The sequence below is a fragment of the Agromyces sp. MMS24-JH15 genome, assembly GCF_043518605.1.
In the GTDB taxonomy this organism is placed as follows: domain Bacteria; phylum Actinomycetota; class Actinomycetes; order Actinomycetales; family Microbacteriaceae; genus Agromyces.
Genome location: NZ_CP171358.1, coordinates 1,704,072 through 1,719,012 on the forward strand (window position 1 = coordinate 1,704,072; position 14,941 = coordinate 1,719,012).

The 14,941-nt window shown below is 68.2% G+C and carries 7 protein-coding genes; 1 reads left to right on the top strand and 6 read right to left on the bottom strand.

Annotated elements, in window-relative coordinates; translation table 11 throughout:
- Window positions 1-10: 10 nt before the first annotated feature.
- Genes drmB through ACDF64_RS07825 form a run of 6 tightly spaced genes read right to left on the bottom strand, consistent with a single transcriptional unit; the run spans window position 11 to window position 14,335 of the window.
- On the bottom strand, window positions 11-2,128 hold the full coding sequence (gene drmB / locus ACDF64_RS07800) for a DrmB family protein (RefSeq protein WP_394554604.1): 2,118 nt from the start codon (window positions 2,126-2,128) through the stop codon (window positions 11-13).
- On the bottom strand, window positions 2,125-5,820 hold the full coding sequence (gene drmA / locus ACDF64_RS07805; protein WP_394554606.1) for a DISARM system helicase DrmA: 3,696 nt from the start codon (window positions 5,818-5,820) through the stop codon (window positions 2,125-2,127). The genes drmB and drmA overlap by 4 nt, the downstream gene beginning before the upstream one ends.
- The gene (locus ACDF64_RS07810) at window positions 5,820-6,209 is read right to left on the bottom strand and encodes a hypothetical protein (protein WP_394554608.1); all 390 of its coding nucleotides are present in this window, start codon (window positions 6,207-6,209) and stop codon (window positions 5,820-5,822) included. Before ACDF64_RS07810 ends, drmA begins: the two co-directional genes overlap by 1 nt.
- Complete coding sequence (locus ACDF64_RS07815) at window positions 6,119-9,865, bottom strand: Eco57I restriction-modification methylase domain-containing protein (protein WP_394554610.1); 3,747 nt, start codon at window positions 9,863-9,865, stop codon at window positions 6,119-6,121. The genes ACDF64_RS07810 and ACDF64_RS07815 overlap by 91 nt, the downstream gene beginning before the upstream one ends.
- On the bottom strand, window positions 9,855-13,076 hold the full coding sequence (drmD, locus tag ACDF64_RS07820; RefSeq protein WP_394554612.1) for a DISARM system SNF2-like helicase DrmD: 3,222 nt from the start codon (window positions 13,074-13,076) through the stop codon (window positions 9,855-9,857). Before drmD ends, ACDF64_RS07815 begins: the two co-directional genes overlap by 11 nt.
- Window positions 12,980-14,335, bottom strand: a complete 1,356-nt coding sequence (locus tag ACDF64_RS07825; RefSeq protein WP_394554614.1) for a DNA cytosine methyltransferase — start codon at window positions 14,333-14,335, stop codon at window positions 12,980-12,982. Before ACDF64_RS07825 ends, drmD begins: the two co-directional genes overlap by 97 nt.
- A gap of 103 nt (window positions 14,336-14,438) precedes the next feature.
- Here ACDF64_RS07825 and ACDF64_RS07830 point away from each other — a divergent pair, with 103 nt between their 5' ends.
- Window positions 14,439-14,939 carry a hypothetical protein gene (locus tag ACDF64_RS07830; RefSeq protein ID WP_394554616.1) on the top strand — a complete coding sequence of 167 codons (501 nt, stop codon included), beginning with the start codon at window positions 14,439-14,441 and terminating at the stop codon, window positions 14,937-14,939.
- Window positions 14,940-14,941: the final 2 nt, after the last annotated feature.

The following is a 14,941-nucleotide window of genomic DNA, read 5'->3' on the forward strand; positions in this document are numbered from 1 at the left end:
CCCAGCCATTTCAGCTCACCGCGCCGATCTTCACCCCTGCGAGCAGCGGCGCCAGTCCGTGCGATCCCTCGTGCAGGTCGAGCACGAACCGTCGGTCGAGGAACCGATTCGCCCGCTCGCACGACGTCTCCGACAGGAATCCGCAGAAGTGGCAGGCGGCCCCGTGCAAGAAGTCCTCCTGGTCCTTCGGCACACGGTGGGCGCAGATCGGGTCGGACGAGCACCGCTCCGCTCGGTGCAGCGCCTCGTGCATGACCTCTTCGAGCCGCTCGGTGCGGGCGAGATCGACGAGGCCGCCGAGCGTGCCTTCGCTGTCGGGCGACGTGGTCGTGATGAGGATGCCGGCTGCCGGCGCCCGGCCGTCCTCCTCGCGCCACGCGTAGATGCGTTCCGAGAGCGACGCGGAGCCGTAGCCGCTCGACATCGCCATCTCTCGGATGAGCAGGTGCGACAGCGTGTGCAGCGCCCAGTACCGGGGCGGCGGCATGCGGTCTTCGGCGACGAGTTCGGCCGCGGTGTGGCTCTGACGACGCGCGAGGTTCCGCTCGTGCGCGGCGACATGGGCGGCCCACACCTCCGAGTCGAGCACGGATGCCTCCCACTCGGCCACGACCGGCTCGGAGAATCTGATGAACACGCCCTCGCCACGGTCCTCGGTCGCGGGCGCCCACTTCGGCTTCCCCGAGATCGCGATCGGCGCGATGCGCGCAGCTTCGTCGCCGACCCGATCGAGCGCGTCGATGCGCGTGAACCCGATGAACGCGTTCGCCTTGCGGATGCGGTCGACGGCCACGACCTCGTGCACGGCCGAACCCAGTGAGGACGCCACGGGCACCGGATGCACCTTGAACCCGTTGCGGCGGTCCTCCGCCAGGAAGTCGTCGGGATGCGTCAACGTCGCCCACTCGGGCACGAGCAGGTGATTCGGGTCGTACCCGAGCGGTCCGGTCGCGACCGGGATGAGGGGTGGCAGGTCGCCCTTCGCGACCTGGATCGCCTGCCAGAGGTCCTCGTCGGAGATGCCGGCGAATTTCGCCACCATGTGCTCGGGCGCGAACTCGCGCCACGACTGCACCGCCGCGAGCGAGGTGAGCTTCGCCACCTGCGCCGGCGGGAGCCCCATGACCTCCTCGACCGTGTCGGCCGGCTTCGGCTCCTTCCGCGACGGCAGCACGAGCACGCTGATCGTCGCCGGGAACCATTGGTTCGCGGCCCCGAGTAGCATCAGCCGAACCTCGCCCTGGCATGGCTTGTCGGCCGGTGCGAACGTCGGAAGGTGCGGGTGACGGCCGCGGCACAGGGGCAGGGATGCCTCGCCGCCGGCGCGGGTGATCTCGGCGATGTTGCGGGACGAGTCGCATTGCACGCACACGATCGACACCTGCGGGCCAAGGTTCGAGCGCCACTCGCGCATCCGCAGCATCGGATTCGCTACGCACTCCTTGCGGTTGCCGTCGGCGCCGTGCACCCACTCGTTGTAGGGGAACTCGTCGAGGTGACCGTTGGTGCACGCGATCAGGTACCGCGCCGGCACGGCGACGCGGTCGCGCCCGTCGCCCTTGAAGCGACCCTTGCACTTGCGGTGCACGAACCGGGCCATGTCGGGCCGGTGCTTTCGCGTGTTCTCGAAGTCGAAGACGTTCGCCGAGACCGGGGCGAGCAGGTCGCACCCGGTGCAGCGGAGCCACTGCGGGAAGACGCGGGTCGGGATGCCGATCGGCGTCGTGTCACCGCCGAGCTCATCGGGCAGCCACGGCGGCTGGCGCAGTTCGCCGACCTGCTGGCCGAGCTGTCGGCGCACGGCTTCGAGCAGCCGGGGCACGAGCACGAGCGACGGCTCGCCGCCCATGCGCGCGTACGCCTTGTCCCACGCGTCGATGCCCTGCGGCATCACGGCGAGGTGCGGCAGGTCGACGGTCGCGCCGACGCCCGAGGTGTAGAGCATCGCGCTCGGCCGGATCGATCCGATACGCGCCCGGTTCTTCGGCTTCTGCGCGACCTCGAGGAACGGGTCGGCGATGTCGCCGGCGACGCCGACGGATGCCTCGGGCGAGGCGTCCGCGACGGCAATCGCCTGATCCGAGGCGACGGCCGATTCGTCGCCGACCGGTGCAGCGTTCGAGGTCACTTCGCGTCCTTCTTCGGGGTGAACGTCCACGACGGTGTCGCCGCGCCCACGGGCTCGGCGAGCTTGCCGGGGAACGGCGACACTAGCAGATCGATTTCGGGCTGCACCTCGCGCATCGAGTTCGCGACCTGGAAGAGCCGGTCGCCCTCCTCGCCGATAGAGTCCTCGGGGCTCACGAGCAGGGGCGTGACGAACTGCTTGGGCAGCGTCTTGCGTGCGTAGGTGAGTGCGCCGCCCTGGGCGTCGCTGCGCTCGGTCCACTCGTCGAGCCGGAACACGAGCTTGCTGTGCGCGAGCTTGGCCGCGTCGTCGCCGCCTGCCTGTGCGACCCGCGCGACGAGTTTCGCGACGAGTTCGTCGAGCGCCGGGCGACGTTGCACGATGCGCCCGGCACCGGTGGTCGAGTCGGGCGAGAGCGAGGCATCCGTCGACCCACCGGCGTCCATGACGCGCGCGGCCGACACGATGAGCCCGGTGAGTCCGCGCTCGAGGGATGCCTCGGAGAACGGCGTGACCGACAGCGCCTCGACGTTCGCGTAGAACGTGTCGTGGTAGTGCTCGAACTGCTCGTAGTGCGCCATGTCGCGCGGACGCGACCGGTTGGCGAGCGTGACGACGAGACCCGGTTTGGATGCCTCGCGGCCGACGCGCGACGACGCCTGGATGTACTCCGCGGTGTTCTTCGGCTGCCCGACGATGAGCATGAGTCCGAGGCGGGGCACGTCGACGCCGACCTGGAGCATGGAGGTCGCGAGCACGACGTCGAACGGCAGCTCGCGGTCGGGCAGCTTTTCGCCGGCCTTGTACTTCGCGGCGATCTCGGCGCGCCCAAGCGTCGAGTCGAGCGACGGGTCGAACGGCGACGCGAGATGGGTCAGCGTGCGCCCGATCTCCGACGACGAGATGCGCGAGGTGAGTTCGCCCAGCCGAAGTGGGGTTCGCCGTCGAGGGTAGCCCGTCGACTTGTCGGGGTTGCTCACCCGCGTCGTGACGTCGTCTTCGAGGTACCGCCGCATGCCCGCGAGCTCGCGGGTCGCCGAGAAGTAGTCGACGAGCGTGAGATACGGTTCGGCGGCAGCACCGTGCGCGTCGAGCAGTTTCTGACCGGCGAGGAGCAGGATCTCGCTGAGCCGGATCTCGGCGAGCGTCAGCCTCGCGCCGTGCAGGCACACGCCGAGATAGAGACGCCCGGGCTCGTCGGCGAGGGGCACCTCTTTCGAGAAGAACGTGTCGCTGACCGTCAGCACCTGCGGAGGGAACACCTCGACGTCGCGCGCGTAGAGCTTCTGCACCTGGTCGCCAGCCTTGCGCACGGTCGCGGTCGAGGCGATCACGAGCGGCTTCACGGGCGCAGCGGATGCCTCGTCGCCGAGCTCCCAGCTCGAGAGCACGTCGATCGCGCCCTCGAAGAGCCCGACGGCGGTGCCGAGCGCGCCCGTGATGAGGTGCAGCTCGTCCTGGATGACGAGGTCGGGCGGGCGGAGCCGGCCGACGGTCGTCACCTGCGTCGGCGCATAGGTACGGCCGTTCTTCTTCGACGCGTTGTGGTGCTCCGCACCGCAAACGCTCGCATCAGTGTCAGCGTGCTTGTAGCCGTGCCGCGGACACTTCTTGGAGACGTACCCGAACAGGCTCGCGGCTTCGCCCTCGCGAGCGAGGCGGGCGAACTTGTCGACGGTGGCGAGCAGGAACGTCGGCGGATGCCGGTAGATCTCGTCGTCGACCGTGAGGACGGGCAGGCCCTCTTCTGCGCTGCCACCCGCGGCGAACGGGCAGCCGGCACGTCGGTCGCCGCAGTACACGCGGATGCGCTTCTCGACATCGTCGGCTTCGACGTTGCTCTTGCCGTTGATCGCGGTCCCGCACCACGGGCAATGGTCGAACTGCAGCACCGACAGCCCATAGGCCGAGTTGCCCTCGCTCTCGCGAACGTCCTTCACCTGCTCGGCGGCTTCGGAGAACCGCTTCGGGCTCACGCTCGAGCCGACCCAGAGCCCGATGCGGAACGGCACGTGCCCCCACGTGGCCGGGTCTTCGCGGCGGACGAGTTCGGCTGCGCACAGCAGCGTCGTCGCACGGATGAACTGCTGCGAGGTGAGCAGTCGCAGCGTGTAGCGCATGAGCACGGCGACGCCGTCGCCGCCGTCGAGCATGCCTTCGGGTGTCTCGACTTTCCCCTGCAGACGTCGGACGCCGAACGTGAACGCCGCGAGCCCGAGGTAGGCCTCGGTCTTGCCACCACCGGTGGGGAAGAACAGCAGCTCCGCGCGCGGGAAGTCCGACGACCGGCGCTTATGGGTCGGATCGACGACCGACGGGAGCTGCATCAGGATGAACGCGAGCTGGAACGCACGCCACGACGCGGCCTTGTCACCCTTCGCGTCGATCTCGGCGACCGCCTCGGCGATCTTCAGCGAGGGCTGCTCGATGCGGAGCGCGGCGACCTGCGAGCGCAGACGCTGGTCGCGCATGGTGCGATTCATGAACCAGAACGCCTTGCGCGCCTGCTCGCTCTTGGTGAGCAAGTCGAGTCCTTCGCCGAGGCGCTTCAGCGCGGCGCGACCGTCGGCGATGCCGATCTCGCCCTCGACGCGGAGGTGTTCGGGCAGAGAGGCGTTCGCCGCCTCCTGTTCGTCGAGCCACGTCGAGTACGCGTCGACGATCGGCTGCAGTCCGGCGACGAGTTCGTCAGCGGATGCTTCCATGAGCGCGCGCATGCTCAGCACGGCGCCGTCGACCTCGGGCGCGCGGGTCTGCGGCACCTCTGCGGTCGGCAGCCAGGTGGTGCGCACCGCAGTCGCGCGGCGGGGATCGTCGGTGGAGACGTCCCAGGTTGCGGACGCGGTGCGGCCGACCGCGAACTCGAGCCGGTCGCGGTAGAGCAGGTCGAGCCGGCGCACCTCGGGGTCGCGGGACTTGCGGTCGTGCTGGATCGCATCGCGAGTCGGAAGGAAGATCGCGGAGGCCCGGTCGAGCGCGGTCGCTTCGAGCTCGGCCTGGAACAGCCAGAGCTTCGGGGGCAGCTCGCGACCGGTGACGACGGTGTTGAGCAAGGCGGCTTCGACGACGCGGCGGCCCTCGTGGTCGAACACCTCGACCGAGATCGCGACGTCGTCGCCGAGATCCTTACGGGCGGATTCGCCGGCCGGGATGGCAGCGAGATCGATGTCGACGGAGACCTCGAACGGCGTGCGGTCGTAGTAGGTCTGCACGCGGCTGGTGTCGGGGTCGGTCTCGCGGCGGGAGGCATAGCGACCCCAGCGGGCGGTGAAGCGCAAGGCGGTGATGTCGGATGCGACCTGGAATCGGACGCCCATCGACGACGGCGCGATGATTTTCGATTCGGGTCCCCGATCTTCGTCGGGCTCGGTGGGAGATGCCTCGCCGACGGACTCGTCCTCGTCGACCGGCACGCCCTGCACCTCGTGCGCAGCAGAGAGATCGGCGACGGCGAGCGTCTCGTCGTTGCGCACCTCGTCGAGCGAGGTCGAGCGCGTCGTGGCGCTCGCGGTGCTCGATGCCGCCCCCTCGAGCAGCGAGATCGGGGCGAGCGCACCCGAGAGGTAGCGTGCGCGAGGGGTGCCGACGATCGTCTCGGTCGGCCCGTCCCACGGGCCGACGAGGTCGCGGCCCAGTAGGTCGAGCAGCTCGTCGCGCACCTGCGCGGAGGTGACGGTGGGCTCGTCGGACATCAGAACATCGCTCCTTCGGGCTTCTCCGACTCCTCGAGGCTCTTGCCGCGCTTCGCCGGCTTCGGGTTCTGCTGCGCCTCTATCGCTGCGCGGCGGTGGTTCTCCTCGAGCAGCCGGTCGAGGATCTCGACGCGGGCCGCCGGACTCACGGTCCACCGCTCCATCTGCCGGTAGGTGTGGAAGCCGTGCTCGAGCGAGATGTCGGTCCAGCCGTACGCCTCCATCACCGCCTCGTCGATCTGCACGTGGATCGAACGGATGAGATCGACCTCGGCGTCGCCCTGCACATCGGGCGAGTTCACGAGGTTGTACAGCGCGGTGAGCCCGAGCTGTCGACGGAGCATGATCTCGCGGCGATCGCTGTCGAGCTGCTCGCCGAGCTGGCGCATGCGCTCGGTGTTCTCAGGCCGGGGCAGCGTCTCGAAGACGTCGGATGGTGTATACACGAAATCGACGCGCATCGTAGAACCTCGCTGCATCGCCCAGAGGGCGTGGGGGAGCTTGAGAGAAGCGCGAAGAGCGCAAAATCTATGCTCGCGAACACGACGAGCTTCTGCGTGAATACCGTCCGAGCATCCCAGATCACTGGTCTGAGTGTTGAACTCGTTTGGACGAGCACCATTACCTGTTCGAAGTGCGAGATCGCCTCGGTGAGGTTAGGGCGCCGTGTGGCGTAGATCCACCACTTGTCGAACTGGGCGCGCGGCAGAACAGGAGATCCGTCACTCTTTGTGCGCTGCCGCCACGGGCGGACTTCACGCTCGACGACTGCAAACGCCTCCTGGTAGCTCCTGGCTCGATCTAGCGTCCAGTCGTGGAAGTTGATAACCCATCGTGAGGCTTCAGTAGCCGGATCCCCGTACACATCCGTTTTGCCATCCGGGTACGGGTACAGAACGTCGTGATTTCGCGGATCTCGCTCAACCATCGCTTCGGCATCGGCAGGCGTGACAACAAAACCTTCGCCGCCGATCTCCGCGCCCTTGAATGCCAATCCCGCGTTCCCTGCAAGCCGCAGCGCCTGGCCCGAAACTCTTCCTTCTGGTTCGAGCATCGACGTAATCTTCGGGACCCGTTGTCCATCTGCAACCGCTCGGACTCCAAAATCGCGTGGAGTGCCCCAAACAACCGCGATCTGCACGCTCGCATTCTTTGCGCCCCATTGCGCACTCTGAATCGCGCGATAGAACCTCACCCCGTTGGCTGACAAGCGGTCCAGGCCCACCTCTCGCGTGTCCCCCTGACCGACTGTGTTCGTGGCGAGAAGGGCGAGAACGCCTGACCGTCGGCAAAGCTGCGCCGCCTGTAGGAAGAAATAGGCAACCAGGTCAGCGCTTCCCTTTGTGCCTGCTGCGAGAACTTCTATTAGCCAGCTGCGAAGCTCCGCTCCGATCGCATTTGACACCTTGTAACCGGTGAGGAACGGCGGGTTCCCGATGATCGCGTCGAAGCCACCATTGTCGTGGACCACGTCGGGTGCTTCGAGAATCCAGTGCAGAGGCCTCCAGCGCGCTTCGCCGGTGTCGACTGTCGGGGTGAGTCCGGCGTCGATAATCGCGTCGAGCCGGCGGCGGTCTCCGACCGAACCGTCAGCCGGGTAGGCGTTGCGGAGCGCCTCCGAGAGCTCGTCGTAGCGCTCCTCGAGCTTGCGTCCGGGCTTCCCGCCTTCGAGCAGGCCCGCGGCGATGAGGCCGTCGGCGACGTCGCGGAGCTTCGCCGTGACCTCCTTCGACTGGGCGAGCAGTGCGCGCTTCGCCCGGGTCGAGCGCATGCGGTCGGCATCGTCGACCTGCCCGGAGGCGAGTTCACGGCGGAGCCGTGCGGCATCCTCGAGGTCCTTGTCGACGTCGAACGCGGCGAGCTGCCGCTTGACCGACTGTTTCGGGTAGATGTGCTGCGCCTTGAGCTGCGCCTCGGTCGTGACGCCGAGCAGCGAGTTGCCGTGGAAGACGCGGTCGTCGACGAACGAGAACGGCTTGCCGGGATCCATCGAGATGAGCCAGAGCGAGAGCTTGCACATCTCGACCGCCATGCCGTTGATGTCGGCGCCGTACAGGCATCGGGCGACGATCTCGCGCACCGCCCAACGCTTCAGGTCGGACTCGGCGCTGACGTCCATCCCCTCCTTCGCACGCGCCTCGATGAGTCGGTCGGCGAGGTACCGCGCCGCGGCGACCAGGAACGCGCCGGATCCGGCCGCGATATCGGCGACCTTGAGGTCGAGGATCTCGGCCGATGACTTCAGCACCCATTCGTCGGAGTTCTCGGTGTCGAGCGGTCCGGGCGAGTAGACGAGCGGCTCGAGGGCGTGCAGCACGACTTCCTCAGCGAGCGATCGCGGCGTGTAGTGCGTGCCGGTGTTCGCGCGCTGGGACGACTCGGTCATCACGAGTCCGCCCGCGGGCACGACGTACGGGAAGCCGCGCAGGTCGTCGCGGATCAGCGCGTGGAACGGTTCGAGACGACCTGCGAGTTCGTCGTCGCCGAGCAACGCGTGCCGCAGGCGGGTGCGAGCGTCGGCGGCGGCATCCAGGTCATCCGTGCCGTACGCCTTCGCGAGCTGACCCGCCGTGCGCGACTTGGCGTGCTCCTGCGTCTTCTTCAGGTGCGCGACGAGCTTGTCGCCGAAGACCTTTGCGCTCGAGGCATCCGTCGCGAGCTGCTCGAGCTCGCGCAGCGGGATCTCGGGCTCGAACCCGGCCTTGCCGTGCAGGCCGACGATCACCTCGGGCACGTATTCGGCCGAGTAGCCGAGCAAGCCCTCGTAGACGTAGCCGATCTGTTCCACGTCGAGGTCGCGGAACGAGAGCTGCATCGCGCCGTCTTCGATGGTCTGCACGGCGCGGAGCACCGCAAGCATCGCCCGGTCGGTGAGCCGCACCTGCAGGCGGCCCTGCGCATCGGTCGCCTGGAGCCACGGGAAGCGATCGGGGTCGAACAGGGACCCACCGTAGGCGGGCATCCGCGCGTCGGGGTACGAGACGCCGTTGAACACCGCGTTGCTCGCGGCGAGCAGGCGGTGCCAGGCCTCCCACGAGTGGTCGAGCGCCTCGGCCGACGTCGCCGTCGCCTCACGCTGGAGGTGCTCGCGGATGCCCGCGATCGCGTATGACGACCGGTACAGGTCGTGCTCGGGCAGCAGACCGCGTTCCTCGGCGAAGAGCAGGAAGACGATGCGCATGAGCATCGTCACCGCGCCCTCGTACACCGCCTTCGGGTCATCCGGCAGCGGCGACGTGTCGCCCTGGGCGAGGGCGCGCAGGTGCGTGTCGGACATCGACTGGAGCACGAGCTCGACCGCTCGGCGCACCTGGTCGCCGAGCGCCTCGGTGATCTGCTCGGCGCTCGCGACGGACTCGGCGAAGAGGAGGGGAAGACGCCTCTCGGGCTGGCCGCCCGCGATCGAGGCGAAGCTCGCCAGGGCGAGGAACGCGTCGCGGCTCGGGCGCTCCTCGCGCCAGAGGAGGGCGTCCCAGACGCCGCTCGCAGTGGTGACGTCCTTCGCCGCCGAGACGAGCGCCCACCAGCGACCGTCGGTCACGACGCCGAGCGTCGTACCGGTCTCGCGGAGCAGCACGGCCATGCGGTCGATCGCGTTGGCCGACCAGCCGTCGGCGCCGACCGAGCGGAGATTCTCGGTGCGGTCGACGACCGTCACGAGGGCGGCGGGCGTCGACCCATCCCCGGCTTCGAGCGCAGCGAACGGCGTCACCATCACAGCGCCGTTCGGCGACTTCGCTTCGATGCCGGCGGGGGCGAGCTGCAGGTCGTCCGACCAGTCGAGCAGCGAGCGCAATACGACCTCGACCCAGCGGTCGCGGGCCTCGGCGTACACCTCGGGGCTCGACGACCACGTCGCCGACCAGCGCGTGAACTCGTCGACGAAGGTCGCGTTCACGTCGTCGACCGAGGCATCCGCCTTCGGCAGCCCCTGCGGATAGAAGGACTTCAACGCCGCCCGCGAGAGGAACGGGCCGTCGGCGTCGATGAGCGACAGCCACTCCCACTCGGGAGTCCTGCCCTTGGGGAACGGTCTAGCGGCCACCGGCGGCCTCCAGCTTCTCGACGTCTTCGGGGGTGAGGGCGAACACGAGGGCAGCCACGAAGGTGTGGGCTTGCACGTCGCGGTAGCGGCGTTCAACGGACTCGCGCTCGTCTCGCTGCTCGTTCTCGAGCATCGAGAGGCGGGTGCGCACGCGGGCGAGGTCCTGCTCGCGCTGCTGTTTCTCCTCGGCGAGTTGGAAGAGCATCTCCTCGCCGGCTCGGCGCGCTTCGTCGGCTGCGGTGAGCGTGCCTTCGAGGGTGCCGCGAAAACGATCGAAGATCTGGTCGATGGCGGCGAGGTCGGATTCACGGCGGCCCGCGAGGCTCTCTTCGACCTCGACGCGACGACGCTCGGCACGTCGTGCGATCGCGTCGGCGACACGGGCGCGCATGCCCTCGGGGTGCGACGCATCCGAGTTCCAATGCGAGACGATTCGAGCGAGCGCTCCGGGACCGGGCACCGAGATGCGCGAGCCGTCGAGGGCGGTCACGAGCAGCTCCTCGGCCTTCTCGATGCCGAGCTCTCGTCGTTGATTGAAGCGCGTGCCCGCGAGGAAGATCTCCTCGTGGAGCCGCACCCCTCCCTCGCCGACGAGGACGAGACGCGCGACACCGGCCGCGAACGAATGGTCGAGGCCATCGACCACGACCGCGCTGACGCCCCGCACCTGGTCGGTGCGCGTCCACACCTGGCCGCGGAGCTCGCGAGCCGCGCGCTGGATGAGCGGATGGCCCAGGTGGGCGTAGACGACGTCGGTCTGGTGCTTCGCGCGCTGCTCGTCGAAGGTGATCGGGCGGAGGACGCCGGGGGCGAGGCGGGTGTCGAGGCCGGCGAGTGCGGGCACCCACGTGCGCGAGAGACCCGACGGCACCTGGTACAGCTCGGCTTCCTCCTGCGGGTCATCCACCTCGACGAGCCTCGGCTGCCCCGAAACGCGGAGGCCCTCCTCGAACACGCGGAGCAGGTTGCCCTCGTGCAGGTGCATCCGATCGCGCGACCCGTCGAGGCGCTCGGCGAGCCGCGTCAGATCGGCGCGCTGCTTCTGCTCGGCGTTCAGCACGCGGTTGATGACCTGCTCGCCGGCATCCGTCTTGACCTTGCGCACCGGACCCTCGCCGAAGCCGAGCTCGCGCTGGAGGTCGGGCGCGATGATCTCGTTCGCCGAGACGCCGTCGTGGTTCGCGTTGGCGATCTTGCTCGCCAGCCGCGCGAGCAGATCGGTGTCCTTCGCGAAGGCGCGATCGCTCGACTTGTCGGCGCGCGGGTGCCACACCAGCGGGGTGTGCTGCTGGCCGAAGCGGTCGATGCGGCCGATGCGCTGCTCGAGCCGGTTCGGGTTGAACGGGATGTCGAAGCTCACGAGCCGGTGGCAGTAATTCTGCAGGTCGATTCCCTCGCCCGCGGCATCCGTCGCGAGCAGGATGCGCACCGGCTCGTCCTTCGGCGGCGCCGTGAAGCGGGCACGGATCTCCTCGCGCGTCTCGGCGTCGGTCGAGCCGTCGATGATCGCGAGTCGCTCGCCGCCCCAGCCGCGGGACTCCAGCACGTCGCGCAGCCACTCGAGCGTCGAAACATACTCGGTGAAGATCACGATGCGTTGATCGTGCCATCCAATGCCAGGCACCATGAGCTCGCCGTCGATGAGTCGGAGCAGCGCCTCAAGTTTCGAGTCGGGCCGCCCCTCGTAGCGGTTGCCCCAGGCGATGAGGCGCTCGAGGTCGGCCCTGTCCTCATCCGTGAGGGCGACCTGCGCGCGCTTCGCCGAACGCAGCGCCTCGAGCTCGGGCTGCTCGAGGCGGCCCTCCTCCTCATCGGCTGCCTCGTCGCCGAGGATGTCGTCGTAATCGGGCAGCTGCACGTCTTCGTCGCCCCGTGCGGCGAGGTAGGTCTCCGCGGTGCTCGCGAAGGCGACCGGCGAAGAGAAGAACCGCTTCTTGAGGATCAGGGTCGCGAGATCGGAGGCGCGCTTGCCGCGCTCCTGCTTGATCGCATGGTTGCGGCGGCGCGTGAAGGCGATCAGGCGGTCGTACGCGTCGGCCTCGTCGTCCGTCGGCTCGAACATGAGCGACCGCACCTCGCGGAGCATGAAGACCTGCCCGTTGTCGGTGCGCGGGAGGTCGCGCTTGAGGCGACGGACGGCGACCTGCTTCAGGGCCTCCTCGTCGAGGTCGGCGCCGCGGGCGAACCGCTGCGGGTCGATCATCTCGAGCAGCGCGGTGAACGACTCGGAGTAGCCGTTGTGCGGGGTCGCACTGAGGAACAGGCGGTGTTCGCAGAGCTCGGCGAGGCGGCGCACGGCGATCGTGCGCTGGCTGTCGATCGCGTAGCGGGGTGTGTCATTGCCGCTGTTGCCGCGGCTCGGGGTCGCTGGGGCGACGTGGTGCGCTTCGTCGACGACGAGGATGTCGAACGCACGGCGGTCGGCGGTCTTCTGGTCTTTCACGCTCGCGTAGACCTCTTCGAGCATGCGCTCGGCGCGCGGCGACGGGAGCCACGACATCGACACGATCACTCGCGGATAGACCTTGAAGGGGTTCGCGTGCACGCCGAACGTGCGGCGGAACGTCTTCATCGTCTCGGAGTTGACGATCTCGAAGTGCAGGCCGAACTTGTCGCGCAGCTCCTCCTGCCACTTGATGACGAGGCCCGCGGGGCAGACGACGATCACCGAGCGAGCGCGGTGGCGGAGCAGGAGTTCCTGGATGACGAGGCCAGCCTCGATCGTCTTGCCGAGGCCCACGTCATCGGCGAGCAGCATGTTCGCACGCGGGGCGTCGATCGCCCGGCGCAACGGCTCGAGCTGGTAGGCCTCGACTGAAGCTGAGCTGCGGAAGGGAGCCTGGAGGGTCCTCGGGTCGGCGCTCGTCAGGGCGCCCCAGCGAAGCGCGTCGACGTACGCGGCGAAGGTCTTCGGGTCGTCGAACTGGTCGGCGCGGATCTGCTCAGGCAGGCCCTGCTCGCGCACCACGCTTCGGCCAGGCTCGAGCTCCCAGATGACCGTGAGCTCGCGGCCGTAGTGCTCCTCCTCGACGGACTGGAGGGTGATCGCGTGCTGGAGCTCGGCCCGGCCGTCGTCAGCGCTGCTGCGGGGGAGGGACTGCGCCGAGACATCCGTCACCGACCAACGGGCGCCCCGCACATTGACGAGGTGCCCGATCTCCGGGACCTCGTTCGAGACCGCCGCCGAGCGCACATCGATCGTGTTCGACATCCGGGTCCTTTCCTCCGAAACAGAGCCTTCCAGTATCGCGGGGAGACTGCGTGCCCTCGAATCGTCGAGCCGTCCTCAGGCGGTCTCGCGATCCTCCCGGTGGGCATCCAGCCCTGTGATTCCGCGGATGTCGAGGAGCGCGGCGGCAATAGACGCCCCCAATTGTGGGGGACGGCGTTGCCGATCATCGTCGCGAGCGCTGTCCGGGTCGGGCACGCGGAGAAGTCGAAGTAATCGGGGAATCCCTGGATTCGGGCCGCTTCGTGCGCCGTCAACGCTCGAGGCTGCTCGGGGTGCATGTACCGGCCTTGGCCGATGCTGCCGAACCCGCTCGTGATCGTCTGAGCTGGTTCGGCCCACTTCAGGCGGCCGTACATCGACTTGTACGTGTGCGTCCCGCGGTGGCACTCAGGACGCAACTCGTTCGGAAGGTCGTACTCGTCGTGCTCGAGGAGCCACCGCATGCGCGCCACGTTGTCGACCTTCGCGACCGGGCGGCGGTCGATGGCCGCGCCGACGTCCACCTGGCGCAGATCCCCGATCGCCCACTCGAGGTCGTGATGCAGGTTCGTTGCCTCCAGCCGATCGAAGACGGCACTCGGGTGCGCATCGCCGGACTTGGTCGCGAGCAGGAGATGCCGCTTCCGGGTCTGCGCGACGCCGAGCTCTCGGACCGACACGACCCGGTGATCGACTTGATAACCGAGCTGACCAAGCTGTTCAAGCGCCTTCGCCACCACGCCTTCGCCGTCGTGGCGATCCCGAAGAACCGCCGGCACGTTCTCGATCAGCACGACCTCCGGGTCGAGGATCTCTGCGGCCCGAACCATCCGAAGATAGAGAGCGTTCTTCGCATCCACTCGGCGCGTGTGGTTGTTCAGGTTGCTGTGTCCCTGGCACGGTGGGCCGCCCACGAGCATGCTCGGCGCGGTGCCGATCGAGGCCTTCGTGCGGGTTTCCGCGAAGGTGGAGGACGATCCGAGCTCGCCATCGAAGAATGTCTCCACCGAATCGAGCTCGACGCGCTCGGCCAGTGGGAAGTTCGCTCGATAGACATCGACCGCGGTCGATTCGAAGTCGACCGCGAGTGGGATGCGCAGGCGCTGACCACGTTCGTACAACGCCTGTGCGATGCCGAGTGTGAGGCCGCCGCATCCCGCGAAAAGGTCGACGAGCGAAACGTCGCCGGATCCGCGGGTGAAGTCCGGGCGGATGTCGATTCTGAGCGGGTGATCGATCGCGCCAGGTTCCTCGCCCATATCGGACACTGTAGCCGGGCTAGTGTCGAGCTCGGGCATGTCCGATCGGACTGCGGCGGCGCGTCTATCGCGGTTGCTCGCCACTGAATGATCGGATGTGCTGATGCCGGAAACCATCGGAGACTGGGCAACGTGGATCGGCTCGGTCGGTGCCATCGTGATCGCGATCGTGGCCGGAATCGCTGCGGGACAGATCCGTCGGCGGGAACGGAGGCAAGCGCTTGTCGACCTCCACGCGATCCTGACATCGGGCGAGATTGCCGCCGCACGCAACACGATCGGTACGCTCCTCTACTCCAGGACGCGCCGGACCCGCCCAACTCGCCTCGAGTCGATCGAGGCCTACTTCCAGCTCGTATGGGCTGTTCAGCGCGCACGCAACACGTTTCTGCTCTACGGATTCGCATGGCCCGCGACCGGAGCGAGTTCGTCGACACCACCCAAGCGTCGCCGCAGTGAGCGGGACCCCGAACAGATTCTGAGCTGGAACCTGAGTGAGATCGCCGAGAACGTCCAGCGTTTCCACCGTGAATACGCCGACCGATGGGGCGTCGAGGATCGGGATGCGTGGGCGGAGGTCAGCGACTACCTTCGGGCGGAGTGAAT